Origin of the sequence: Delftia sp. Lp-1 (assembly GCF_020523835.1) — a bacterium.
GTDB lineage: Bacteria > Pseudomonadota > Gammaproteobacteria > Burkholderiales > Burkholderiaceae_C > Comamonas > Comamonas acidovorans.
In genome coordinates this window covers 527,692-550,602 of sequence record NZ_JAJALJ010000004.1, presented here as the reverse complement: position 1 = coordinate 550,602, position 22,911 = coordinate 527,692, and the positions used below count along the sequence as shown (strand labels likewise).

Genomic DNA, 22,911 nt, shown 5'->3' with positions numbered 1-22,911 from the left:
CGGCCCCCGCCACGGGGGCATGGGCCGTGTGTGACACAACACAAATGGACACTCCCCGGTGCCGGCCTCCCGGCGGGAGTGGGCGCCCATGTACTGCGCACACAGTACACTTTGCGCGTCGAGAGGCAACTCTCCCATCCACCGCACTCCCAGTCCCATGGCCGTTGAAACGACGAGTACTGCCCGCCCCAGCTTCGACCTCAAGAGCGCGCAGCTGCCCGTGGTGGCCGTGACCCTGCGGGATACCGACGTACGTGCGCTCGTGGCCGACCTGGCCCAGCGCCTGGCCGACGACCCGGATTTCTTCGACAACGACCCCGTGCTGATCGACCTGGCCCATGTGCGTGATGCCGAGGAGGCCATCGACTTCGCCGTGCTCGTGGAGGCGCTGCGCTTTCACCGCACCGTGCCCGTGGCCGTGCGCGGCGGCAGCCCGGCGCAGATGGAGGCGGCGCGTGCCGCAGGCCTGGCGCCCGCGCCCGAGGCCGCACCCGTGCGGCCCACGGTGCCCGAGATCGAGATCCAGGAAGTCGTGCGCGAGATCGAGGTGGTGCGCGAGGTGCCTGCTCCCCAGGCCGACGCCCTCATCGTGGACAAGCCGCTGCGCTCGGGCCAGCGCGTCTATGCGCGCGGCACCGACATCGTGGTGCTGGCCATGGTCAGCTATGGTGCCGAAGTCATCGCCGACGGCAACGTCCATGTCTACGCGCCGCTGCGCGGCAGGGCCATCGCCGGGGCGCGCGGCAACACCGAGGCGCGCATCTTCAGCACCTGCATGGAAGCACAGCTGCTGTCGATTGCCGGCATCTATCGCACAATCGAGACCGATCTCCCGGCGGACGTGGCTGCCAGGCCCGCCAAGGTGCGTCTCGACGGCGAGAAAATCCTCATCGAGCCGGTATGACACCGGACCCCTCTTCTTTGCTCTCCAGTCTTTAAGGAACCGTGCAAACATGGCCAAAATAGTCGTCGTGACCTCCGGCAAGGGTGGCGTGGGCAAGACCACCACCAGTGCCAGCTTCGCATCGGGCCTCGCATTGCGCGGGCACAAGACCGCCGTCATCGATTTCGACGTGGGCCTGCGCAACCTCGACCTGATCATGGGCTGCGAGCGCCGCGTGGTCTACGACCTGATCAACGTCATCCAGGGAGAGGCCAACCTCAACCAGGCCCTGATCAAGGACAAGCAGTGCGACAACCTCTTCGTGCTGGCCGCCTCCCAGACGCGTGACAAGGATGCGCTGACGCAGGACGGCGTCAAGAAGATCCTGGACGACCTGTCGGGCATGGACTTCGAGTACATCATCTGCGACTCGCCGGCCGGCATCGAAAGCGGCGCGCTGATCGCCATGCACTTCGCCGACGAGGCCCTGGTCGTGACCAACCCGGAAGTCTCCTCCGTGCGCGACTCCGACCGCATCCTGGGCATGCTCAGCTCCAAGACCGCGCGCGCCATTGCGGGCGAGAGCGTCAAGGAACACCTGCTGATCACGCGCTACAACCCCAACCGCGTGCAGGACGGCCAGATGCTGTCGCTGGAGGACATCCAGGACATCCTGCGCATCGAGCTGATCGGCGTCGTGCCCGAATCCGAAACCGTGCTGCAGGCCTCCAACCAGGGCATTCCCGCCGTGCACATGCAGGGCTCGGACGTGGCCGAGGCCTACCAGGACGTGGTCGCGCGCTTCCTGGGCGAGGAAAAGCCCATGCGCTTCACCGAAGCGCAAAAGCCCGGCTTCTTCAAACGCATGTTCGGGGGGAGGTAAGCGGCCATGTCCATGCTCTCTTTCCTGCTCGGAGAAAAGAAGAAGACGGCCTCGGTGGCCAAGGAGCGCCTGCAGATCATCCTCGCGCGCGAACGCGTGGGCGGCAACGGCGGCGGTCCCGACTACCTGCCTGCGCTGCAAAAGGAGCTGATGGCGGTGATCTCCAAGTACGTGGACATCGACGTCAACGACATCAAGGTGCACCTGGAGCGCCAGGAAAACCTGGAAGTGCTCGAAGTCAAGATCGAACTGCCCGACGCCTCGCGCTGAGCGCCGCCCGGCGCTGTGCTCAGCCCAGGCGCAGCGTGCAGCGCAACCCGCCCAGCGGGCTCGGCCCCATCTCCAGCGATCCACCATAGGTCTCGGCGATGTCGCGCACGATGGCCAGGCCCAGGCCGTGGCCCTGGGCCTGTTCGTCGAAGCGGACACCGCGCTCCATGGCCTGCGCGAGATGCTCCGGCGCCAGGCCTGGGCCGTCGTCATCGATCTGCAGCAGCGTCGTCGTGCCATCCTGGCATACGGTCAGCGTGACGCGGCTGCGTGCCCACTTGCCGGCGTTGTCCAGCAGGTTTCCCGCCATCTCCTCCAGGTCCGAGGCCGCGCCGCGCCAGCGCAGCCCATGGCCGGGCAGCGGCGTGGAGGTCTGGATGGACCAGGACAGGCGCCGCTGGGCGTGGATCTGGCGCATGGCATCCAGCAGCCGGGCCAGCACCTCATCCAGCGCCACGCTGCCGGCGCTGCCGGCGCCGCTGGCGAAGCGCGCCAGATGGCGGTCGATGGTGTGGGACATGGCCTGTACCTGGTCACGCAGCCACGGGCCATCGACCTGATGGCCGCGTGCCTGGATGCCGAGCACGGCCAGCGGCTTCTTGAGCGCATGGCTCAGGTCGGCCGCCTGGTGGCGCGCGCGCTCCACGACCTGGGCATTGCGCTGCAGCACCTGGTCCACGGCCTCGGCAATCGGGTCCAGGTCGGGGCCGAAGTGCCGCCCCAGCTGCGTGCGTGTGCCGTCTTCCATGTCCTGCAGCGCCTGCTGCAGGCTGCGCAGCGGCTGCAATCCCAGGCGCACCAGCGCCACCGTGCACAGCAGCAGCGCGGCGACCAGGCCCAGCTCGGTGACCAGCAGGATGCGGTCGATGCGGCGCCATTCCTGGCGCGTACCGTCCAGCGGGCCGAAGACATGCAGCTGCACGCGCCGGCCCGCGACATCGAAGCTGCGGCGCAGGCCCAGCAGTTCGCGCCCCTGCGGCCCGCGCAGCGACAGCAGCGTCTCGCTGCCCTTGTGCCGGGGCCAGGGACGGGCGTCGTCCAGCTCCAGGCTGTCGTCCCAGACCGAGCGCGACTGCTGCAGCCGCCCGTCCTGCTCCAGTGTCCAGTACCAGCCCGAGAAAATGCGGCCGAACTCGCCGCGATTGAGCCGCGTGCCCTGTCCGGTCAGGGGCCCCGGGGACTGCAGTTCGGCCTGCAGCCGCTCGGCGCGGTCCTGCAGGCCGGCCTTGAAGCTGCGCAGCACCGCGTCGTGCAACTGCTCGCGCAGCAGCCAGCTGGCGGCCGTGCCGCAGGCCAGCGTGGCCACCAGGCTCAGCGCCAGCAGGCGCTCCGACAGGCCCCAGTGCCTAGGACGCATGGTCGCCGCTGGCCTGCTGCAGGCGAAAGCCCCGTCCGCGCTCGGTATGGATCAGGCCATGCGGGGACAGTTTGCGGCGGATGCGGCCGACCAGCACGTCCACGGTGTTGGAGTCCGGGTCCAGGTCGCGTGCGTAGACATGCTCGCTGATGTCGGCGCGGCTGACGAGCTGTCCATGCCGGTTGGTCAGAAAGCTCAGGATGCGTTGCTCCTGCGCGGTCAGCGCAAGCGGCCGTCCTTCGAGCGTGAAGCGGTCTGCCATGGTGTCGTAGGCCAGCGGGCCTATCTGCACCAGGGGCCGGCTGCTGCCTGCTGCGCGCCGGTGCAGCACGCGCAGCCGCGTGACGACCTCCTCGTGCAGAAAGGGCTTGGTCAGGTAGTCGTCCGCGCCGGCCTGGAAGGCCGTGAGCTTGTCGCTCCAGCGGTTGCGGGCCGTGAGCACCAGCACGGGAAAGGAGCGGCCCTGCTCGCGCCAATGGCGCAGCACCGAGACGCCGTCCTGTCCTGGCAGCCCCAGGTCCAGCAAGGCGGCGTCATAGTGTTCGACGCTGCCCAGTTCCTGGGCGAGGCGGCCGTCCGCGCAGCACTCGGCCAGCATGCCGGCCTCCTGCAGGATGGCCTGCAGGCCTGCAGCAAGATCGGCGTCGTCTTCGACGATGAGCACCCGCATCAGCGCAGTCCGTCCTCTTCGATGGGCTGGCCGCTGTACGCATCCACATGCACTTCGATGCTGCGGCCGGCGCTCAGCTGCAACTCGACCTCGTAGTAGGCGCGCTGCCGGACGTCGATCTTGAGCTCGGCCTCTGTGGCGCGGGCCTGGTACTTGCGCTCCAGTTCCTCAAGAATGCGCGGCAGCGGTTGCAGCGTGGCGGCCTGCTCCCGGCTCAGGACAGGCTCCACCAGGATGCGGCCCGTCTGGGCGTCGGCGCGCAGCAGCTGCTCACGGCCTTCGCGCGTGAGCAGCTGGATCTCGTAGTAGGGCCTGGGGCTGCGCGTTTCCTCCAGCTCGATCTGCAGCACGGTGCCGGGATGCAAGCGGGTGACGGCTGCCGCCACGGCGGACATGGGTATCAGCACGGCGGTGGTCGCGCCCGGCCGGGGGATGTCCTGTCCCGTGACTGCATCGATATAGATCTCCGTGCGCTGGCCATTGGCGAGCTTGATTTCGTACCAGCGCCGGCCGTCGGCGCCGCGCTCGAGTTCGATGTCGATGACGCGCCCTTTGTGGCGCTGCTGCACGTCCTGGAGGATTTCCGCCAAGGGCCGCAGGCGCTTCGACTGCACCTCGCGGCGCACGCTTTCATGCTCCGCTGGCGTGGTGGCAGAGGCGGGCGCCAGCGGCAAGGCCAGCAAGGCAGCAAGTGCGAGGCGGAGTTTCACGGCCACGCATCTTATGTGCACGTTCTTAAACAGTGCATGAACGCGCCATTCATGCGCGGTTTAGGCGCCTTTGCCGACACTGCAGGCGGTTGCACCGATGGCCCCGCCGCGGTGCCTTTTCATCTGTTTCTTTCTGGCATCGAACACCATGCATTTTCTTCGCTTTTCCCGCTCTGCCCCGCCATTGCACCGGGTCCTGGGCGCTGGCGCGCTCTCGCTGTCCGTGCTGCTGGCCGCTTGCGGCGGTGGCGGCGGCGGGGCTGACAAGCCCGCCCCCACGCCGGTCACTCCCAGCGCCAGCTATGCGTCGGGCACCATTGACGGCTTCGGCTCCATCCTGGTCAATGGGGTGCGGTATGACGAGCGCCAGGCCCGGATCACCGATGGCGATGGCGTCCTGCTGGCCGGCGATGCGCTCAAGCTGGGCATGGCGGTCCATGTCACGGCCGACCCCGTGACCACCGGCAGCGATGGTGTGGCGCGCGCCATGGCCCGCCAGATTCTTGTGCGCAGCGATCTGGAAGGTCCGTTGAGCGCGGTCGTGGGCGACCGGCTGACCGTACTGGGCCAGACCGTGATCGTCGATGCGGCCACGGTGTTCGAGGACGGCCGCGCGGCGGCGCTGCAGGTCGGCCGTGTGCTGGAAGTCCACGGCCTGCGCGATGCGCAGGGCCGCATTCTTGCCAGCCGCATCGAGATCGAGGATGACGCCGACGAGCCCTGGCGCCTGCGCGCGCCTGTGGATGCCGTTGACGCGTCGCGCCGCACCCTGCGCATCGGCGAGGCCGTCGTCAACTGGAGCGGCGTGCAGGTTGCCGCAGCGCTGGCTGCCGGCGACGTGGTCAGCCTGCGCCTGGCGCGCCAGCCCGATGCCGCCGGCCTGTGGGTGGCCACCGCACTGTCGGTGCAGCGACCCACGCTGCCCGAACAGGCGGGAGTGGAGGCCGACGTCACCGGCCATATCACCCGGATGGACTCGCCGACCCGCTTCGTCGTGGACGGCCTGAGCGTGGACGCGGGCAGCGCCACACGCCTGCCCGCAGGCCTTGCCGTGGGCGACCTGGTCGAGGTCGAGGGTATGTTCCAGGACGGGGTGCTTCGCGCCTCCGAGGTCGAGCGCAAGCTGCGGCTGGACAGTGACGATGGCTTCGAGATCGAGGGTCGCATCACCGCTGTCGACAGCCTGGCCGGCATCTTCGAGCTGCGCGGCGTGCGCGTGGACTATCGCAATGCGCGCTTCGAGGATGGCAGCGCTGCCCAAATTGCCGTGGGGCGCGTGGTCGAGGTCAAGGGCCGGCTCTCGATCGATGGCGCGATGGTGGTGGCCACCGAGGTCGAGTTCGACTAAGGGTTCGCGTTCGCCGCAGGCCGCATCGCCTCGCTCTGCGCACGCGCGGCGGCGGGGCGCACCCACAGCAGGTAGGCGGCGCCCAGCAGCACGATCCACAGGCCGCCCACGACCAGGGCTGCACGGGTGTGGGGGAAGTAGCCGAGCACGCCCAGCACCAGCAGCATGAAGCCGATGGCGGCCAGCGGCGCGGCGGGCCACAGCGGGACCGGGAACTTCAGCGCGGCCACTTGCTGCGGGCTCATGCGGCGGCGCGCCGCGAACTGCGACAGCAGGATCATCAGCCAGACCCAGACCGTGGCGAAGGTGGCGATGGAGGCGATCAGCAGGAACACGTCCTCGGGGATCAGGTAGTTCAGCACCACGCCGGCCAGCAGCGCCACGGCCATCACCACCACCGTCATCCAGGGCACGCCATGGCGCGAGACACGGCCGAAGCCGCCGGGGGCCTGGCCCTGGTGCGCCATGCCGTACAGCATGCGGCCGGCGCCGAAGATGTCGCTGTTGATGGCCGACACGGCCGCCGAGATCACCACGATGTTGAGAATGGTGGCGGCCGAGGAAATGCCCAGGCCGCTGAAGATCTGCACGAAGGGGCTGCCCTGGCTGCCGATCTGCGGCCAGGGGAAGATGCTCATCAGCACGAACAGCGTCAGCACGTAGAACAGCAGGATGCGCAGCGGCACGGCGTTGATGGCGCGCGGGATCACGCGCGCCGGATCCTTGGCCTCGCCGGCCGAGATGCCGATGATCTCGATGCCGCCGAAGGCGAACACCACCACCGCCAGCGAGGCGATCAGCCCCGAGACGCCATGGGGCATGAAGCCGCCGTGCACCCACAGGTTCTGCACGCCGGTGGGCGCCTGGTCGGCTGCCATGCCGAAGCCGAACACCATGATGCCCAGGCCGCCGCCGATCATGGCGATGATGGCCGCCACCTTGAGCAGGGACAGCCAGAACTCCATCTCGCCGAACACCTTGACCGAGCACAGGTTGAGCGCGCCGATGAAGCAGACGATGGACAGCACCCAGATCCAGCGCGGCACCTCGGGAAACCAGAACCCCATGTAGATGCCGAAGGCCGTCACGTCGGCCAGGCAGACGATGACCATCTCGAAGGTATAGGTCCAGCCCGTGACGAAGCCGGCGAACGGCCCCAGGTAGTCGCTGGCGTACTGGCCGAAGGAGCCGGGCACGGGGTTGTGCACGGCCATCTCGCCCAGCGCGCGCATCACCATGTAGACCGCCGCACCCGCCAGCAGGTAGGCGATCAGCACCGAGGGCCCCGCCTGCTGTATGGCCTTGGCCGAGCCGTAGAACAGCCCCGTGCCTATGGCCGAGCCCAGCGCCATGAAGCGGATATGGCGGGCCGACAGCCCTCGGTGCAGGCTGCCTGCAGATGGTGAACTCATGCGCTGTCTCCCCCCGTCATTGGTGAAATGGCTGCCGCATCCACGGGCTTCATCAGCCTGCGGATGGGTCTGCGATCAGATGTATAAGCCTGTATATACAATATGCGCAGACACCGATTTCCCGGACCGGGGATTACCCGGAGGCGGAAAGGAACGGGAATTGGGGGAGTCGCCGAAAAATGCGACGAGAGTGCTGCCGCGGGCCCGGGCTCAGCCCAGGCCGCCCGTGTGCATGCGGCCTGCGTGGTACAGCAGCGGCGTGTGGCCGGCCTGGTGGCTGCACTGCTCGACCTCGCCGATGAAGATCACATGGTCGCCTTCTTCATGGCGATGGCGGTTGCGGCACTCGAAGACGGTGGTGGCTTCGGAAAGCAGTGGAACGCCCTGGGCCGAGCTGCGCCAGGCGGTGTTGGCGAAGCGGTCAACGCCCTTGCGCGCGAACAGCTCGGCCAGGGGCTTTTGCGAGGCCGACAGCACGTGGATGGCGTAGTGCGAGCAATGCTGGAACACGGGCAGCGAGGCTGCCGACAGCGCCATGCTCCACAGCACCAGCGGCGGCGTGAGCGAGACGGAGTTGAACGAGCTCACGGTGACGCCCACCGGATGGCCCTGCGGGCTGCGTGCGGTGACGATGGTCACGCCCGTGGCGAACTGGCCCAGCGCGTCGCGGAACTCGCGCGACGAGAACGGGGACTGTGGAGGCAGGGCGGCCATGGCGGCGGAAGGCAGTGCGGAATTCACGGGTGCAAGAACCAGGCGGCAGCAAGGCCGCAGCAGGGCTGCAGCGTTTGGGACGGGCGCCCGGAGCCGGGCAGCAACCTTGCATTATGGGTGCGGATGCCGGCAGAAGCGGCCGATGGGGCCTCTACCAGGGAGGTCTTTGCCCTGTGTGCGCGGCGCCGGCTCACAGCACCATGCTCATCTGGGCGGGCGCGGCGTTCTCGTTCAGCCAGGCCGTCATGCGGGCCCGCGTGCAGCGCTGCAGCTGCATCAGCAGGGCATGCTCGGGCCAGGCCAGCGCGTGGCGCCGGCACAGGTCCTGCTGCATGCGCGCCAGCAGGGCGGCGGCCATCTCGGCATCGGCCAGCGCCCGGTGGGCACGCTCGGCCACGGGCAGGCCCAGGTGGGCGGTGAGCCGGCTCAGGCTGTGGCTGGGCGCCTCCGGGTAGATGCGGCGCGACAGCAGCACGGTGCATGCAAAGGGCTGGGGCGCGGCCTGGCCGGCCAGGGCCAGCTCGGACTGCCAGAACTTGCTGTCGAAGGCCGCGTTGTGCGCCACCATGGGGGCGCTGCCCACGAAGCGCGCGGCATCGCGCATCACGTCCTCGGCGGGCGGCGCGGCTGAGACCATGGCATTGGTGATGCCGGTCAGCCGCGTGATGAAGGGCGGTATCCAGGCGCCCGTGCGCATCAGGCTCTGGAAGCGGTCCACCACCTGGCCGCCCTCGATCAGCACGATGGCCACCTCGGTGGCACGCGCGCCCTGGGCGGGCGCCATGCCCGTGGTTTCAAAGTCGATGACGGCAATCGGCTGCGGCATGGGGCGATTGTGCCCGGCAGTGCCCGACCGGCGTGCCGGGGCGGCTATTCCTCGGCCTGGCTGCCGTCGGCCGCGCCCAGGCGCTGCACGACCTGGTCGAGCAGGGCGTAGAGCTGCTCGATCTCTTCATGGCCCACCAGGCGCTCGATCTCGGCATAGGTCTCGGAGGAATGCGGCGCGATCTCGGCCACGATGGCGTGGCCGGCCGCCGTGAGTTCGAACTCGGCGCCGCGCATGTCGCTGGCGTGGCGCGAGCGCTCCACCAGCTGCCGGCCTTCCAGCGTCTTGAGCAGGCGCGAGAGGCTGGGCATGCTGATGTAGGTGGCCTGCGACAGTTCCATGGGCCGCAGCCTGTGCGTGACCGCCGCCATGGCGCGCAGCACGCGCCACTGCTGTTCGGTCAGGCCATGGGCGCGCAGCATGGGCCGAAAGCGCACCATGACCGACTCGCGGGCGCGCAGCAGCGCCATGGGCAGGGAGCGCGAGAAGGCGCGCAGCGGCTCGGGGGCAAAAGAGGGCGTGGTCTGGGGCATGTTCGGCAGCATCTGTCGGCTGGATTCTATGCAGCCGCCGCTCCCTCCCCGGAGCGGCGTTGCGGGCGCCTTGTCAGGCCGGGGCCTCAATAGGTCTGGCTTTTCGGCGCGGGGGCCGCTGCCTGCTTGAAGCGTGCAGCCAGGGCGCTGGTGGCCTGCACCAGCACGCTGGTGTCCAGGCCCACGGCCGTGAAGGTGCAGCCCAGCTCCAGGTACTTGCGCGCCAGGGCCTCGTTGGGCGTGAGGATGCCGGGCGCCTTGCCGGCGCGGCGTATGCGGGCGATGGCGTCGGCAATCGCCTCCTGCACCTCGGGATGGCCGGGGTTGCCGATGTGGCCCATGGAGGCCGACAGGTCGGCCGGGCCGATGAAGACGCCGTCCACGCCCTCGGTGGCGGCAATGGCGTCCAGGTGGGCCAGCGCCTGGCGCGTTTCCACCTGCACCAGCACGCAGACCTGGGCGTTGGCTTCATGGGCGTAGTTGGCGCGCCGGCCCCAGGCCGAGGCGCGTGCGCCGCCCATGCCGCGGATGCCGCCCTGGCCGTCGGCCTGCGGATAGCGCGCGGCACGCACGATGCGTGCGGCCTGCTCGGCCGTGTCCACCATGGGCACGAGCAGGGTCTGCACGCCGATGTCCAGGTACTGCTTGATCAGCATCTCGCCGACCTCGCCGTGTCCCATGGGCACGCGGGCAATGGCATGGCTGTCGGGATAGGCCGCGATGGCCTGCAGCTGCGCCAGCAGGGTGCGCGTGTCGTTGGGCGAATGCTCGCCGTCGATCAGGAGCCAGTCGAAGCCGGCGCCCGCGCAGATTTCCGCCGAATAGGCGTCGGCCAGGCCCAGCCACAGGCCGATCTGGGGTTGGTCGGCCGCAATGGCGGCCTTGAAGCGGTTCACAGGTGTCTGCATGGTGTGATTGTCCGGGCCTCAGTGGCCCATGCACAGGTACTTGGTGCTCAGGTATTCCTCTATGCCGGCGGCGCCGCCCTCGCGGCCCATGCCCGACTGCTTGACGCCGCCAAACGGCGCCACGGCCGTGCTGATGATGCCGCTGTTGATGCCCACCATGCCGTACTCCAGCGCCTCGCCCACGCGCCACACGCGGCCCACGTCGCGGGCGTAGAAGTAGGCGGCCAGGCCGTACTCGGTGTCGTTGGCCATGCGGATGGCCTCTTCCTCGGTCTTGAAGCGGAACACGGGCGCCACGGGGCCGAAGACCTCTTCCCTGGCGATGCGCATGCGGTCCGTGGCATGGGCCAGGATGGTGGGCTCGTAGAAGGTGCCGCCCAGCGCATGGCGCTTGCCGCCCAGCACGACCTCGGCGCCGTTCTTCACGGCGTCGGCCACCAGCTCCTCGACCTTGTCCACGGCGGCCTGGTCGATCAGCGGGCCCTGGCCCACGCCGGCCTCCAGCCCGTTGCCCACCTTGAGGGCCTGCACGGCGACCTTGAGCCTGGCCATGAAGGCGTCGTACACGCCGTCCTGCACCAGCAGGCGGTTGGCGCACACGCAGGTCTGGCCGGTGTTGCGGTACTTGGAGGCCATGGCGCCCTCGACGGCGGCATCCAGGTCCGCGTCGTCGAAGACGATGAAGGGCGCATTGCCGCCCAGCTCCAGCGACATCTTCTTGAGCGTGGGCGCGCATTGCTCGGCCAGCACGCGGCCCACTTCGGTGGAGCCCGTGAAGGTCAGCTTGCGCACGGCCATGCTGGCCGTGAGCACGCCGCCGATGGCGCGCGAGGAGCCCGTGATCACGCTGAACACGCCTTCGGGAATGCCGGCGCGCTGGGCCAGCTCGGCCATGGCCAGGGCCGACAGCGGTGTCTGCTGCGCGGGCTTGACGATGATGGTGCAGCCCGCGGCCAGGGCCGGCGCGACCTTGCGCGTGATCATGGCGGCCGGGAAGTTCCAGGGCGTGATCGCGGCGCAGACCCCCACGGGCTCCTTGGTCACGATGATGCGCTTGTCGGCCCAGGGCGCGGGCACGGTGGAGCCGTAGATGCGGCGGGCTTCCTCGGCAAACCACTGCACGTAGGAGGCCGCGTAGGCGATCTCGCCGCGCGACTCGGCCAGGGGCTTGCCCTGCTCGCTGGTCATGATCAGGGCCAGGTCCTCCTGGTTCTCCATCATCAGCTCGAACCAGCGATGCAGCAGGCGCGCGCGGGCCTCGGCGGTCTGCTGCTTCCAGAGGGCGAAGGCGCGTTCGGCGGCGGCGATGGCACGCTGCGTCTCGGCCTCGCCCATGCGGGGCACATGGCCCACGGCCTCGCCCGTGGCGGGGTTGTGGACGTCGATGCGGCTGCCATCGTCGGCGGCCAGCCATTGGCCGTCAATCAGGCAGAGGTTCTTGAGCAGGCTGGGGTCGCGCAGTGCAAGCGGCATGGGAAATCTCCAATAAGTGCGGGGCAGGCGTCGGGACGACGGCGCCTAGACAAAACGGAATTGCAGGCGGCCCAGCGGGCCGTAGTCGGCGTCGAACAGGTCGCCAGGCTTGGCGGCCACGGGGCGCGTGAACGAGCCGGCCAGCACGGTCTGGCCGGCCTCCAGGGCCTCGCCCCAGGGCGAGAGCTTGTTGGCCAGCCAGGCCACGCCGATGGCGGGATGGCCCTGCACGCCGGCAGCCAGGCCGGTCTCCTCGACCACGCCGTTGCAGCGCAGTATGGCGCCGCACCAGGGCAGGTCAAGCACCCCGGGAACAGCCTGCCCGGCGCCGACCACGATGCCCGCATTGGCCGCGTTGTCGCTGATGGTGTCGTAGACCTTGCGCATGGCCTTGGTGTGGCGGTCGAACTGCTCGATGCGCGCGTCGATGATCTCGATGGCCGGCGTCACGTGGTCGGTGGCGTCCAGCACGTCCTGCAGCGTGATCTCCTTGCCGCCGGGCAGGCCCGGGCCGCGCAGCGGCGCCTTGAGCACGAAGGCCAGCTCCACCTCCACGCGCGGCGCGATGAAGCGCGCGGCCGGGATGTCCAGCACCTGACCCGGCGTGCACCGGTAGAGCATGCTGTCGAGCAGGGTGCCGTAGTCGGGCTCGTCGATCTGGCTTGATATCTGCATGGCGCGCGAGGTCAGGCCGATCTTGTGGCCGATTACCTTGCGGCCCGCCGCGATCTGCAGGCGCACCCATTCGCGCGAGACGCGGTAGCCATCCTCCACGGTCATGCCGGGAAAGCGCTTGGAGAAATGCTCGACCTGAACGCGCGTCTTCTCGCTGCGGTCGAGTTCCTGGGCCAGTTGGGTCAACAGTTCTTGGGGAAACATTTCAAGGCCTGGAAAAGAGGGGGTGAAGGGTGCTGTGCTTGCCGTCGTAGACCTGGCCCGGGCTTTCATCGACCTGCACGGTCAGGCCCAGGTGGCGCTGCGCGAACAGCGGCTGCAGATGGCGGCGCGCGCAGGCCAGCAGGGCGTCGCCGGCCTGCTGCTGCACGGCGGCCGAGCGGCCCCGGCCCATGCGCAGGTTGATGTAGATGAAGCCGTAGTCGCCATCGCCGCCCGCTGCGCGGCCCGCGGCCCCGCCATCGGCCACGGCGCTGTGCGGCGCGGGGTAGGCCAGCACGCGCGTGCCGCCCGTGGGAAAGACCTGGGCGCCGTCTTCGGCACGCACGGTGAGCATGGTGTCGGCCAGGGCGCGGCACAGCTGCGTCATGTCGGTGTGCGCGTCCAGGCTGGCCGTGTAGAGGATGACCACGTGCGGCATTCAGGCCACCTCCATGGTGGCGGCCGTGCAGCTCACGGCGAAGATGGGAATGGGCTGGCAGTACAGCACCTGGCCCGCGCCGCGCGCGGCGGCGGCCACGGCGATGAAGCTGCGGATCTCGAAGCCGCCCTGGCCGCCGTCGCGGTAGGTCTCGGCGTCGGTGTACGACAGCAGCGCGTCCCGGTCGTTGCGGCACCAGCGGTCCATGAACTGCTGGTCCCACTCCCAGTTGACCTTGCCCGAGTCGGGCGTGGCCGGCCAGTGCGAGATGCCGCCCGTGCCCACGATGGCGATGCGCTCGGGCACCTTGTCGCAGGCGCGGCGCAGGGCCTCGCCAAAGGCCCAGGCGCGGTGCAGCGGCGTCAGCGGCGGGCCCTGGCAGTTGATGTTGACGGGGATGATGTCCTTGTCATAGGCCGGTGTCAGAAAGTGCAGCGGGACCATGATGCCGTGGTCGAACTTCCACTCCTCGGCAAAGGCCACGTCCACGGTCTGCATGACCTCGGTGATCAGGCGCCGCGACAGTTCGGCATTGCCGGGGATGCAGTGGCGCTCTATGCCCAGCCAGGCCGGGTCCTCGATGGGCCCTTCGTAGTGGTCTGCCATGCCGATGGCATAGGCCGGCATGTTGTTCATGAAGAAGTTGGCGAAGTGCTCGGCCGCGATGACGATCACGGCATCGGGCCGCGCCGCCTCCAGCCGTGCGCCCATGTCGCGGAAGGCGGCATGGAAGGCATCCCTGGTGGCCGGATCGGCCAGGTGTGCGCGGCCCGTGATGCCGGGCGCGTGGCTGCAAACGCCTGCAAATACCAGACTCATCTCAAACTCCTGCGATCTTTTCGTTGGTGGCTGTCGTCATCGCGTAGACGCCCGCGCGCACCGGTCCGTGCTTTTGCACGCCGTCGCGCATGGCCTGCAGGTAGTCGGCCCAGGGCATTCCCAGCAGCGGCGCGAAGTGCATCAGCAGCTGGCCGTTGCAGCCCAGCACGTAGAGCTTGCCGATGTCGCCGTGGAACATGGCTTCGTACTCCTCGGGCTCCAGCGCGTACTCGGCCAGCAGCGCGGCGCGGTCCTCGGCAAAGCGCCGCTGCACCTCGGGCTCGCGGTTGAGCTGGAACAGGAATTTCTGCATGGTGTACAGGCTCATGGCGTCTCCCGGTGGTCCAGCCTCAGCCCAGCGTGATGTTGGCGCGGCGGATGATGGCTTCGTACTTGGCGATTTCGCTGGTGACGAAGGCCGCGAACTGCTGCGCCGTGCCGGCCTGCGAGACGATGCCGCCGCGCGCGAAGGCATCCACCACGGCGGGCTCGGCCAGGGCCTTGACCACGGCGGCGTTGATGCGCTGCACCAGTGCATCGGGCGTGGCACCGGGTGCCAGCAGACCCTGCCAGGAGTTGGATTCCAGCGCCACGCCCTGCTCGGCCAGCGTGGGCACCTGGGGAGCGAACTGCGAGCGCTGGCGCGTGGCCATGCCCAGTGCCACCAGCTTGCCGCTTTGCACATGGCCACGGAACTCGGGCCAGTTGCCGAACATCACGTCCACCTGGCCGCCCAGCAGGTCGGCCAGCGCCGGGCCCTGGCCCTTGTAGGGGATGTGGACCATCTCGATGCCCATCTCCTGGCACAGCAGCGCGCCCGACAGATGGGCCGAGGTGCCGTTGCCGAACGAGGCATAGCTGAGCTCGCCGGGCCTGGCCTTGGCGCGGCTGCGCAGGTCCGCCAGCGTCTTCAGTCCGCTGCCCGGGTGGGTGGCCAGCACATGCTCGGACAGGCCCATCAGCGCCACGGGCTTGAGGTCGCGCGTGGTGTCGTAGGGCAGGTTCTTCACCAGCGTCTTGTTGGCCGTGAAGCTGTTGGCCACGCACACCAGGGTGTAGCCGTCGGTCGGCTGCTTGGACACATAGTCCACGCCGATCACCGTGCCCGCGCCGGGCTTGTTCTCCACGATGACGGGGTGGCCCATGCCAGGCTGGCCCAGGGACTTGCCCAGCTCGGTGCCCACCAGGCGCGCCACCAGGTCGGTGGTGCCGCCCGGCGTGAAGGGCACGATGATGCGCAGCGGCTTTGCAGGCCAGGTGCCGGCCGGGCTACCGGGCTGGGCCTGGGAAAGGCCCGGGAGCATCAGCGCTGCGGCCGTGGTGGCTGCGGTGGATTGCAGGAAATGGCGGCGTTGCATGTCTTGTCTCCTCGGTTCTCTTTGTCGTTGTCGCTGGTCGCCCGTTCAGACGCCCCAGTGCGGAATATGGTGCGAGCCCAGCGATACGGCCACGTTCTTGGGCTCGCAGAAGACCTCGTAGCTCCAGCTGCCGCCCTCGCGGCCCGTGCCCGAGGCCTTGGTGCCGCCGAAGGGCTGGCGCAGGTCGCGCACGTTCTGGCTGTTGACGAAGCACATGCCGGCCTCGATGGCGGCGGCCACGCGGTGGGCGCGGCCCACGCTCTCGGTCCAGACGTAGCTGGACAGGCCGTACTGGATGTCGTTGGCCAGGCGCACGGCCTCAGCCTCGTCGCTGAAGGGGATGATGCAGGCCACGGGGCCGAAGATCTCGTCCTGGGCGATCTGCATGCGGTTGTCCACGTCGGCAAACACCGTGGGCAGCACATAGTTGCCCTTGCGCACGCGCTCGGGCAGCACGGGCGCATCGAGCCCGCCGCACAGCATGCTGGCGCCTTCCTTCTGGCCCAGCTCGATGTAGTGGCGCACCTTGGCCAGGTGGCTGGCGCTGATCATGGGGCCGACGATGGTGGACTCCTCCAGCGGGTCGCCCACGGTGATCTTCCTGGCGCGCTCCACGAAGCGGTCCACGAACTTTGCGTAGATGCCCTTTTGCACCAGGATGCGGCTGCCGGCCGTGCAGCGCTCGCCGTTGTTGGAGAAGATCATGAACACGGCCGCATCCAGCGCGCGCTCGAAGTCGGCGTCGTCAAAGATCACGAAGGGGCTCTTGCCGCCCAGCTCCATGCTGAATTTCTTGAGGCCGGCGGCCTGCACGATGCGGTTGCCGGTCTGGGTCGAGCCCGTGAACGAGACGGCACGCACATCGCGGTGGCGCACCAGGGGCTCGCCCGCGTCCTTGCCGTAGCCGTGCACCAGGTTGAGCACGCCGGGCGGAATGCCGGCCTCCAGCGCCAGCTCGCCCAGGCGCGCGGCGGTCATGGGCGACAGCTCGCTCATCTTGAGCACGGCCGTGTTGCCGAAGGCCAGGCAGGGCGCCACCTTCCAGGTGGCCGTCATGAAGGGCACGTTCCAAGGCGAGATCAGCGCGCACACGCCCACGGGGTGGAACAGGGTGTAGTTCAGGTGCGTGGGCGTGGGATAGGTGTGGCCGTCCACGCGCGTGCACATCTCGGCAAAGTAGTAGAAGTTGTCGGCCGCGCGCGGCACCAGCTGCTTGCCCGTCTGGGCGATGACCTGGCCGCAGTCGTTGGTCTCGGTCTGCGCGATCTCGGGCACATGGCGGGCGATCAGGTCGCCCAGCTTGCGCACGAGCTTGGCGCGTTCGGTGGCGGGCGTGTTGGCCCATTTCGGAAAGGCGTTCTTCGCGGCGGCGACGGCGGCCTGCACCTCGGCCTCGCCGCCAGCGGCAACCTCGGCCAGCACCTCCTGGGTGGCGGGGTTGACGGTCTCGAAATAGTCCTTGCCGGCGACGGCCTTGCCGTCGATCAGGTGGTCAATGCGCATGGGGATTCCTTGGCGTGTGCGGTGGGTTCAGGAGGCGGCCGGCGCGTCGCCGACGATGGTGTTGACCAGGCGGCCCAGGCCTTCGATCTCGGTGACGATCTCGTCGCCCACGCGGGAGTCGGCCACGCCGTCGGGCGTGCCCGTGAGGATGAGGTCGCCGGGGTTCAGCGTCATGAAGCCCGACAGATGGGCGATCAGCGAGGGGATGTCATGCACCATGTCGCGCGTGCTGCCGTCCTGCTTGAGCTCGCCGTTGACCCAGCTGCGCAGGCGCAGGTTCATGGGGTCTGGCACATCGGCTGCATCGACGAACCACGGGCCCACGGGCGTGGCGCCGTCGCGGTTCTTCACGCGCAGGTTGGGCCGGTAGAAGTTCTCCAGGTAGTCGCGTATGGCGTAGTCGTTGGCCGTGCAGTAGCCGGCGACCACGCTGTAGGCGTCTTCGCGGCGCACGTTGCGGCAGGTCTTGCCGATGACCACGCCCAGCTCGCACTCGAAGTGCATGTAGGCCACGTCGGCGGGCCGGTACGTGCGGCCGTGGTGGCCGTTCAGCGTGTTCGGGCCCTTGAGGAAGACCAGCGGTTCCTCGGGCGCCTTGTTGAAGGCGATTTCCTTGGCATGGTCCGCATAGTTCAGGCCCAGCGCGAAGACGGTGCCGAACTGCAGCGGCGGCAGCCACTGCACGGCGGTCTCCGCCACCAGGCGGCCATCGGGCAACTGCACCTGTCCGTGCGGGCCTTCGGTGACCTGCAGGGTCTGTCCTTCGAAGATGACGCGTCCGTGCTTCATGCTGCTGCTCCCTGTTCTGCCACCACCGAATGCGTGAGCCGGCCCAGGCCGGGCACCTCGATGACCACGCGGCCCCCAGGCCGCGCCAGCGGCGCGCCTTCGCCCGGGCCCAGCAGCAGCACGTCGCCGGGCGACAGCGTCATGAATTCGGTCACGTCGGCCAGCAGCCTTGCGGGCGAGCGCACCAGGTCGGCAAAACCGCGCTGCCAGACCTGTTCACCATTGATGGACACCGTGAGCGTGGCCGCCTGTACGTCAAAGCCTGTGCCGCGAACGAGGGCGCCCAGCGGGCAGAAACCGTCGCGGCAGCGCTGGCGGATGGCGGGGCGGTAGTAGTTCTCGTGCGGCAGCGTGAGGTCGCTGGCGATCAGCCAGCCGGCCACATGGTCCAGGGCCGTTGCTTCGCTGACGCGCGTGGCGCTGCGGCCGATCACCAGGCCGATGCTGGCATCGACGCGGACCTCGCCGGGATCGGCCGGCACGGCCACCGCAGCGCCATCGCGCGCCCAGGTGTTGCGCGGCTTGAGATAGAGCACGGGGGCGCGCGGAGCGGCCTTGTAGGGCGCGCTGTCGAACTGCGGCGACAGGCGCTGCACGGTGGCCTGCTGGTTGAGCAGCGTGCCGTAGACCGTGCCCAGCGAAAGGCCGTCATCCAGGAGAAAGGGCTGAATCTGCATGGTGTGGATTTAGTTAACGTGGTAATTATTGTTTTTGCAACAAGCCCCGTCAACACGGTGGATTCAGGGTTTTCCCAGGCCGCAGCAAAAAGCCCCTGCGCGGCGAACCGTGCAGGGGCTTGAAGGGGCACCGGGCGCGGCCAGGTGCGGCGGGTGCAGAAGGCGCGCGGGCGTCAGCCGCGGCGGCGGCGGAGCAGTGTGGCCATGCCGCCCAGGGCCAGCGCCAGCAGCGCCTGGGCCAGTGTGGACAGGCCGGGCACGGGGGTGGCCGTGGCGCCGGGCGGCAGGGCCGCAGGCGCGGCCACCGCCACGGGGTCCACGATGACGCCGTTGACGGCCAGGTCGCTGTCGCCCGTCTGCCCGTCGGTGATGTCGAAGCTCACCGAGCGGCGGTCGGGTGCGAAGCGGTAGGCCGATGCGGCCAGCTCATACCAGTGCGCCGTGGGCGTGGCGGCCGTTGGGCCGTACTTCCAGAGCGTGGCCTGGGCGGGTGCGGCTTCAGGCAGGTCCATGCGGATGGTGGCCATGGAGCCCGGCGTGCCGCCCATGAGCACGAAGCTCAGGCTGCCGTAGGGCAGGCGCAGGTTGCCCGGCAGCGGGCTTTGCGAGGGCGCAGGCTGAAAGCCTGCCGAGTTCGAGGCGAACTGCCATTGGTCTGCACCCACATTGCCCGTGCCGTTGCTGACACCAGCCGTGTTGCTGCCCGTGCCGATCTGCATGCCGATGGGCACGGGCTTGCTCAGGGCCAGCACAGCCGGCGCGCTGGCCGTGCCCGATGCCGGCAGGTTGACCGCATGCACGCGGTAGCTCACGGCAGGGTCCAGGCCTGTGAAGGACAGCGTGGCGGCCGTGCCGGCTGCGGTGCTGACCGTGTTGCTGGCAGGGGCCGGCAGGCCGGCGGCATCCAGGCCGGCCATGACCTGTTCCCAACTGGGGACGGGCGCATTGGCGGGCAGGGCCACGGCGCGCAGGCTGCCGCCCATGCTGGGCGTGGCCTGGACCGCGGCCGATGTCTGGTCCACGGCCTGGGCGGACAGGGCCACGGTGGACAGCGCCGGCACCGCCAGGCTGTCCAGGCGCGCCTTTTTCCAGGCGGCATAGGGCAGGTCCTTGGCCACGGTGCCATCGCCGTAGAAATCGGCATCGCCGCAGTCGCTGATGATGTCCACGCTGCCGCCTGCGTCCAGGCTGGCCGGCATGGCGCCTATGCCTTCGGCCGAGCAGGCGGTATTGGGCACGGTGATGGCGGCCAGGTCGGCAGCGCGCGGGCGCAGGTTCAGTGCCAGGCCTGCGCTGTTCACGCGGCCATCCCAGGAATAGAGCTGGAAGTTGCGCGGCGCGGTGCCCGTGGCGCTGGCCGAGGGGCCGGCAATGATCAGGTACTCGCCCGCCGCGTTCTTGCGGATTTCGCGGATGCCGCGGCCGCCCAGATCCAGGCGAATCGGCTGGCCCATGGACGCGCTGCCCTTGCTGCCGCCATCGGCCGCAGGCAGGGCCGCGAAGTTGGTCACGGGCACGATCAGCGCATGCGTGCGGCCCGTGGCTTGGTCGGCCGTGACGGCGGGCGCGCCCGGTGCCGGCACCAGCGGCGCGCGAAAGCCCAGCCAGGCGGCGCCGTTGTCGGGGCTGGTGGACATGCCTTCGATGGAAAAGCCGCTCATCGTCTCGGCCTCGGGCGCCTTGGTGGCGCCGCCGTCCGAGCTGGCCACCAGGCCCAGGTAGTTGGCGGCAAGGCCGTCATGCGCGGCCGCGTCCCAGCTGCGCAGGTCCTCGCGCAGCCAGCGGTAGTAGCCACTGGCGGTCAGCGCCGTGGAGGCGCCGGAGCCGGTCACATCCATCGCCGCCAGGCGCCAGCGGTCGGTGCGCGACTTGCCGCTCTTGTTGTTGGAGTGCGAGCCCGCCACGTACACGCGGCTGCCCAGGGCAAAGCTGGCCTCGATGTCCATTTCCTCGTCGCTCTTGCAGCTGTCCAGGCCCGTGAGGCCGGGGGCGGTGCAGGCGGCGGCATCGGCCAGGCCCAGGGCGGTCCTGTCCAGCATCAGCGGCTTGATGGGCAGCCCGCCGGCCGGGCCATAGGCCGAGAAGGAGTTGCCGGCCGGCAGCGCATTGCCCGAGGCATCCTGGGCAGGTGCCTCGTCGTCGCCCACCAGCATGGTGGCAGCATCGATGACGATGGCCGTCGATGCGTCCGAGCGCCCGGCCAGCCAGCGCGGGCTGGTGTTGGCGGCGGTGTTGGCCGAGGCCGCGTACTTGATGGTGCGGCTGACGGAGGCGCCGCCCGCGTTGGTCAGTGTGACGGTGATTTCGGCATAGCCCACGCCGGTGGGCGTGATCTTGAGCACGGCGTTGCCACCGCTTTGCGTCGCCACCAGGCCGTTGGCGGCGACCACGGCGAGATTGCTGGACGTGGCGCTGACCGTGGCGGCCGGATCGCTGACGGTGAAGGACAGGCCCGTGCCCGCGAGGACATCGCTGGCATCGCCGACCACGCCCGAGTACGCGGTCAGCGCGGGCAGGGAAGTCGTCGGGGGCGGGCTGGTGGTGACGGGCGCGGAAACGCCGGCCGCCCCGCCGCCGAGGCTGTTCACCGCACGCACGCGCACCTGGTGGCTGCCGGCCGCCAGGCCGTCCACGGTCTGGCTGGTGCCGAACACCGCCAGGCTGTGCGACACGGTGGTGAAGCCGTCGCTGGACAGTTCGACCAGGTAGTAGGACGCGCCGTTCACGCTGGCCCACTGCGCCTGCACGCTGTTGCCCGAGGCGCTGGCATTCACGCTCGCAGGGGCTGCGGGCACGGCAGCCGGCGGGGACACTTCGGGTGCCCAGGCCAGGCCGTACAGCACGCCGTCGATGCCCGACGCCAGCGGCTGCGGCGTGCCCGCCAGCGTGCCGGTGCGGCCCGAGGCATCGAACAGGCGATACAACTGCCCGTCGGAGCCGGTGGCCAGCAGCATGACCGCGCCCTGGCCCAGATGCACGGCTGCCAGGCCATGGGCGCCTGCCAGCGGCGCCGAGCCCCGGGCCACCCAGGTGCCCGCTTCCAGCGTGTACTTGCGCACCGTGCCGGTGCCATCGTTGTTGGCGGCCACGTAGAGCGTGTCTGCGCCCGGCGTGCCATCGAGATCGAGGAAGGCCAGGCCGCGCAGGTTGTTGCCCGCCAGGCCCGGCAGCGCGCTGACTGCGGGCGTGCCTGTCGTGGGCAGCCCGGTTCCGATCCTGTTGAGCGTGTCGCCGCTGGCAAAGGCCGCGTAGAGCTGGCCATCGGCCATGGTGATGCCCTGGGTGTTCTTGTTGCTCAGCTGGGTGGCGCTGGTGGCATCTTTCTGGACGAACCAGATGCCGCGGTTGGCGTTGGGGCTGCCGCTGCCGCTGGCCCAGGCGCGGCTGCAGTCGTCGCTGACCACGCTGCGAAAGGCATCGCCGACCAAGGCCGTACCACCCAGTCGCGTGCCATTGCCCACCACACCGTCGGCATCGACAAAGGCCACGCCGCGTGCCGCCGCCGTCTTGGGATCGGCGCCGCCCGGTGCCACCGCATAGCCGGGGACCGTCAGGCACAGGCCGTTGGCCGAGCGGTTGAGCAGGCCTTCCGAGCCCGTGCTGCTGGCCGTCAGCGGCGTTGCACCGCCTGACAGCGGCAGCGATTGCACCAGGGTGCCGTCCACGCGGTACTCGTCCAGGTACACAGGCAGGGCGCCCGTGCCGGTGCCCACGCGGTAGGCCACCAGATTGCCCGGGGTGAAGGGCGCGGACCATGCAGCGCCACACAGGGCCAGGCAGGCCGTTGCAATCGCCTTGTGCCGCCAATCCAAAGTATCCATGCGCATGCTCACCATCCCCTGTGTGACAAATCGCGCGACTGTAAAAGGCGGCTGTGACAGCCCGGTGACGGCAGGCCATGCACGATGGCGGCAAGCTGCCATGCAAAAAAAGACGGCTCCCGCGGGGGAGCCGTCTTTGGTTCATTGCGCCGTGAAGCCTGCGCTTTGCTTTTTCTGGTTATGGGCGCCGCATGTCCACGGTGCAGCGGATCAGCGGATCAGCAGCACCGGCACCTGGCTGCCGGCCAGCACCTGGGTGCTGACCGAGCCCATGACCAGGCGGCCCAGCGCGCCATGGCCATGCGTGCCCATGACCAGCAGGTCGAACTTGCCTTCCTCGGCGGCCTTGATGATGGAGTCGGCGACCGGGCCCACCTTGCTCAGGCGCGTGGCCTGCACGCCGTGTTCGGCCAGGTAGCTGCACACGGGGTCCAGCACCTTGGTCGATTCCTCGGCGTAGTACTCGTCCACCACCTCCTTGCCCAGGGCGGCGCGCGCGCGGGCCGGCAGCTGGGGCTGGACGGTGATGGCGCTGTAGCTGTGGGCGGAGCCCAGGATCTCGGGGTGCGAGGTCAGGTAGGCCAGCATCTTCTGGGTGTAGGGGCTGCCATCGACTGCGAGCAGGATGTTCATGAAAGTCCT

General features: G+C 69.3%; 23 protein-coding genes. 4 read left to right on the top strand and 19 right to left on the bottom strand.

Annotated elements, in window-relative coordinates; all coding sequences use genetic code 11:
* The first annotated feature begins 157 nt into the window (after positions 1-157).
* Genes minC through minE form a run of 3 tightly spaced genes read left to right on the top strand, consistent with a single transcriptional unit; the run spans position 158 to position 2,036 of the window.
* Positions 158-904: a septum site-determining protein MinC gene (gene minC, locus LGR64_RS27735; protein ID WP_043823374.1), complete on the top strand. Its 747-nt coding sequence runs from the start codon at positions 158-160 to the stop codon at positions 902-904.
* Between the two features lie 49 nt (positions 905-953).
* A complete protein-coding gene (minD, locus tag LGR64_RS27730) occupies positions 954-1,766 on the top strand; it encodes a septum site-determining protein MinD (protein ID WP_034397563.1) in 813 nt (270 codons plus the stop codon).
* Between the two features lie 6 nt (positions 1,767-1,772).
* On the top strand, positions 1,773-2,036 hold the full coding sequence (minE, locus tag LGR64_RS27725) for a cell division topological specificity factor MinE (protein ID WP_012202033.1): 264 nt from the start codon (positions 1,773-1,775) through the stop codon (positions 2,034-2,036).
* 19 nt (positions 2,037-2,055) lie between these two features.
* On the opposite strand, the gene LGR64_RS27720 is transcribed toward minE, so the two are convergent.
* Genes LGR64_RS27720 through LGR64_RS27710 form a run of 3 tightly spaced genes read right to left on the bottom strand, consistent with a single transcriptional unit; the run spans position 2,056 to position 4,773 of the window.
* A complete protein-coding gene (locus tag LGR64_RS27720) occupies positions 2,056-3,393 on the bottom strand; it encodes a sensor histidine kinase (protein ID WP_141833028.1) in 1,338 nt (445 codons plus the stop codon).
* Complete coding sequence (locus LGR64_RS27715; protein ID WP_016452258.1) at positions 3,383-4,063, bottom strand: response regulator transcription factor; 681 nt, start codon at positions 4,061-4,063, stop codon at positions 3,383-3,385. The genes LGR64_RS27720 and LGR64_RS27715 overlap by 11 nt, the downstream gene beginning before the upstream one ends.
* Positions 4,063-4,773 carry a PepSY domain-containing protein gene (locus LGR64_RS27710; RefSeq protein WP_224986229.1) on the bottom strand — a complete coding sequence of 237 codons (711 nt, stop codon included), beginning with the start codon at positions 4,771-4,773 and terminating at the stop codon, positions 4,063-4,065. Before LGR64_RS27710 ends, LGR64_RS27715 begins: the two co-directional genes overlap by 1 nt.
* A 148-nt stretch (positions 4,774-4,921) precedes the next feature.
* Between LGR64_RS27710 and LGR64_RS27705 the strand changes: the two genes are divergently transcribed.
* Positions 4,922-6,121 (top strand): DUF5666 domain-containing protein, encoded by a 1,200-nt coding sequence (locus LGR64_RS27705; RefSeq protein WP_230357418.1) that lies wholly within the window; start codon positions 4,922-4,924, stop codon positions 6,119-6,121.
* Here the strand turns inward: LGR64_RS27705 and LGR64_RS27700 are convergent.
* The 16 genes from LGR64_RS27700 to LGR64_RS27625 all read right to left on the bottom strand — a co-directional run bounded on the left by LGR64_RS27700 (position 6,118) and on the right by LGR64_RS27625 (position 22,902).
* The gene (locus tag LGR64_RS27700) at positions 6,118-7,533 is read right to left on the bottom strand and encodes an amino acid permease (RefSeq protein ID WP_141833024.1); all 1,416 of its coding nucleotides are present in this window, start codon (positions 7,531-7,533) and stop codon (positions 6,118-6,120) included. The genes LGR64_RS27705 and LGR64_RS27700 overlap by 4 nt on opposite strands.
* 210 nt (positions 7,534-7,743) lie before the next feature.
* Entirely contained in the window at positions 7,744-8,247 is a 504-nt protein-coding gene (locus LGR64_RS27695) for a flavin reductase family protein (RefSeq protein WP_012202035.1), read from the bottom strand.
* 190 nt (positions 8,248-8,437) lie between these two features.
* The gene (locus LGR64_RS27690; protein WP_141833022.1) at positions 8,438-9,073 is read right to left on the bottom strand and encodes a 3'-5' exonuclease; all 636 of its coding nucleotides are present in this window, start codon (positions 9,071-9,073) and stop codon (positions 8,438-8,440) included.
* 44 nt (positions 9,074-9,117) lie between these two features.
* Positions 9,118-9,606, bottom strand: a complete 489-nt coding sequence (gene hpaR, locus LGR64_RS27685) for a homoprotocatechuate degradation operon regulator HpaR (RefSeq protein WP_013800005.1) — start codon at positions 9,604-9,606, stop codon at positions 9,118-9,120.
* An 86-nt stretch (positions 9,607-9,692) separates the two neighbouring features.
* Entirely contained in the window at positions 9,693-10,514 is an 822-nt protein-coding gene (locus LGR64_RS27680) for an aldolase/citrate lyase family protein (RefSeq protein WP_012202038.1), read from the bottom strand.
* 18 nt (positions 10,515-10,532) lie between these two features.
* Entirely contained in the window at positions 10,533-11,987 is a 1,455-nt protein-coding gene (locus LGR64_RS27675; RefSeq protein ID WP_141833020.1) for an NAD-dependent succinate-semialdehyde dehydrogenase, read from the bottom strand.
* Between the two features lie 45 nt (positions 11,988-12,032).
* A complete protein-coding gene (hpaH, locus tag LGR64_RS27670; protein WP_141833018.1) occupies positions 12,033-12,866 on the bottom strand; it encodes a 2-oxo-hept-4-ene-1,7-dioate hydratase in 834 nt (277 codons plus the stop codon).
* Between the two features lies 1 nt (position 12,867).
* Complete coding sequence (locus LGR64_RS27665; RefSeq protein ID WP_012202041.1) at positions 12,868-13,302, bottom strand: 5-carboxymethyl-2-hydroxymuconate Delta-isomerase; 435 nt, start codon at positions 13,300-13,302, stop codon at positions 12,868-12,870.
* Positions 13,303-14,121, bottom strand: coding sequence for an extradiol ring-cleavage dioxygenase (locus LGR64_RS27660; RefSeq protein WP_141833016.1), 819 nt, complete (start codon positions 14,119-14,121; stop codon positions 13,303-13,305). It abuts the gene before it with no gap.
* Position 14,122: 1 nt separating this feature from the next.
* Complete coding sequence (locus tag LGR64_RS27655; protein WP_012202043.1) at positions 14,123-14,449, bottom strand: aromatic ring-opening dioxygenase subunit LigA; 327 nt, start codon at positions 14,447-14,449, stop codon at positions 14,123-14,125.
* A 22-nt stretch (positions 14,450-14,471) separates the two neighbouring features.
* Positions 14,472-15,479 carry a tripartite tricarboxylate transporter substrate binding protein gene (locus LGR64_RS27650; protein ID WP_230357416.1) on the bottom strand — a complete coding sequence of 336 codons (1,008 nt, stop codon included), beginning with the start codon at positions 15,477-15,479 and terminating at the stop codon, positions 14,472-14,474.
* A gap of 45 nt (positions 15,480-15,524) precedes the next feature.
* Complete coding sequence (gene hpaE, locus LGR64_RS27645) at positions 15,525-16,982, bottom strand: 5-carboxymethyl-2-hydroxymuconate semialdehyde dehydrogenase (protein ID WP_012202045.1); 1,458 nt, start codon at positions 16,980-16,982, stop codon at positions 15,525-15,527.
* Between the two features lie 27 nt (positions 16,983-17,009).
* Positions 17,010-17,771: a fumarylacetoacetate hydrolase family protein gene (locus LGR64_RS27640; protein WP_141833012.1), complete on the bottom strand. Its 762-nt coding sequence runs from the start codon at positions 17,769-17,771 to the stop codon at positions 17,010-17,012.
* Complete coding sequence (locus tag LGR64_RS27635) at positions 17,768-18,448, bottom strand: fumarylacetoacetate hydrolase family protein (protein ID WP_141833010.1); 681 nt, start codon at positions 18,446-18,448, stop codon at positions 17,768-17,770. The genes LGR64_RS27640 and LGR64_RS27635 overlap by 4 nt, the downstream gene beginning before the upstream one ends.
* 173 nt (positions 18,449-18,621) lie before the next feature.
* A complete protein-coding gene (locus LGR64_RS27630) occupies positions 18,622-22,269 on the bottom strand; it encodes a fibronectin type III domain-containing protein (protein ID WP_230357414.1) in 3,648 nt (1,215 codons plus the stop codon).
* Between the two features lie 210 nt (positions 22,270-22,479).
* Positions 22,480-22,902, bottom strand: a complete 423-nt coding sequence (locus LGR64_RS27625; protein WP_012202049.1) for a universal stress protein — start codon at positions 22,900-22,902, stop codon at positions 22,480-22,482.
* Between the last annotated feature and the right edge of the window lie 9 nt (positions 22,903-22,911).

What these genes read in the sequence shown, in the direction of transcription:
- minC (WP_043823374.1), top strand. Translation starts at nt 158, where the DNA reads ATGGCCGTTGAAACGACGAGTACTGCCCGCCCCAGCTTCGACCTCAAG.
- minD (WP_034397563.1), top strand. Translation starts at nt 954, where the DNA reads ATGGCCAAAATAGTCGTCGTGACCTCCGGCAAGGGTGGCGTGGGCAAG.
- minE (WP_012202033.1), top strand. Translation starts at nt 1,773, where the DNA reads ATGTCCATGCTCTCTTTCCTGCTCGGAGAAAAGAAGAAGACGGCCTCG.
- LGR64_RS27720 (WP_141833028.1), bottom strand. Translation starts at nt 3,393, where the DNA reads ATGCGTCCTAGGCACTGGGGCCTGTCGGAGCGCCTGCTGGCGCTGAGC.
- LGR64_RS27715 (WP_016452258.1), bottom strand. Translation starts at nt 4,063, where the DNA reads ATGCGGGTGCTCATCGTCGAAGACGACGCCGATCTTGCTGCAGGCCTG.
- LGR64_RS27705 (WP_230357418.1), top strand. Translation starts at nt 4,922, where the DNA reads ATGCATTTTCTTCGCTTTTCCCGCTCTGCCCCGCCATTGCACCGGGTC.
- LGR64_RS27700 (WP_141833024.1), bottom strand. Translation starts at nt 7,533, where the DNA reads ATGAGTTCACCATCTGCAGGCAGCCTGCACCGAGGGCTGTCGGCCCGC.
- LGR64_RS27695 (WP_012202035.1), bottom strand. Translation starts at nt 8,247, where the DNA reads ATGGCCGCCCTGCCTCCACAGTCCCCGTTCTCGTCGCGCGAGTTCCGC.
- LGR64_RS27690 (WP_141833022.1), bottom strand. Translation starts at nt 9,073, where the DNA reads ATGCCGCAGCCGATTGCCGTCATCGACTTTGAAACCACGGGCATGGCG.
- hpaR (WP_013800005.1), bottom strand. Translation starts at nt 9,606, where the DNA reads ATGCCCCAGACCACGCCCTCTTTTGCCCCCGAGCCGCTGCGCGCCTTC.
- LGR64_RS27680 (WP_012202038.1), bottom strand. Translation starts at nt 10,514, where the DNA reads ATGCAGACACCTGTGAACCGCTTCAAGGCCGCCATTGCGGCCGACCAA.
- LGR64_RS27675 (WP_141833020.1), bottom strand. Translation starts at nt 11,987, where the DNA reads ATGCCGCTTGCACTGCGCGACCCCAGCCTGCTCAAGAACCTCTGCCTG.
- hpaH (WP_141833018.1), bottom strand. Translation starts at nt 12,866, where the DNA reads ATGTTTCCCCAAGAACTGTTGACCCAACTGGCCCAGGAACTCGACCGC.
- LGR64_RS27665 (WP_012202041.1), bottom strand. Translation starts at nt 13,302, where the DNA reads ATGCCGCACGTGGTCATCCTCTACACGGCCAGCCTGGACGCGCACACC.
- LGR64_RS27660 (WP_141833016.1), bottom strand. Translation starts at nt 14,121, where the DNA reads ATGAGTCTGGTATTTGCAGGCGTTTGCAGCCACGCGCCCGGCATCACG.
- LGR64_RS27655 (WP_012202043.1), bottom strand. Translation starts at nt 14,449, where the DNA reads ATGAGCCTGTACACCATGCAGAAATTCCTGTTCCAGCTCAACCGCGAG.
- LGR64_RS27650 (WP_230357416.1), bottom strand. Translation starts at nt 15,479, where the DNA reads ATGCAACGCCGCCATTTCCTGCAATCCACCGCAGCCACCACGGCCGCA.
- hpaE (WP_012202045.1), bottom strand. Translation starts at nt 16,982, where the DNA reads ATGCGCATTGACCACCTGATCGACGGCAAGGCCGTCGCCGGCAAGGAC.
- LGR64_RS27640 (WP_141833012.1), bottom strand. Translation starts at nt 17,771, where the DNA reads ATGAAGCACGGACGCGTCATCTTCGAAGGACAGACCCTGCAGGTCACC.
- LGR64_RS27635 (WP_141833010.1), bottom strand. Translation starts at nt 18,448, where the DNA reads ATGCAGATTCAGCCCTTTCTCCTGGATGACGGCCTTTCGCTGGGCACG.
- LGR64_RS27630 (WP_230357414.1), bottom strand. Translation starts at nt 22,269, where the DNA reads ATGGATACTTTGGATTGGCGGCACAAGGCGATTGCAACGGCCTGCCTG.
- LGR64_RS27625 (WP_012202049.1), bottom strand. Translation starts at nt 22,902, where the DNA reads ATGAACATCCTGCTCGCAGTCGATGGCAGCCCCTACACCCAGAAGATG.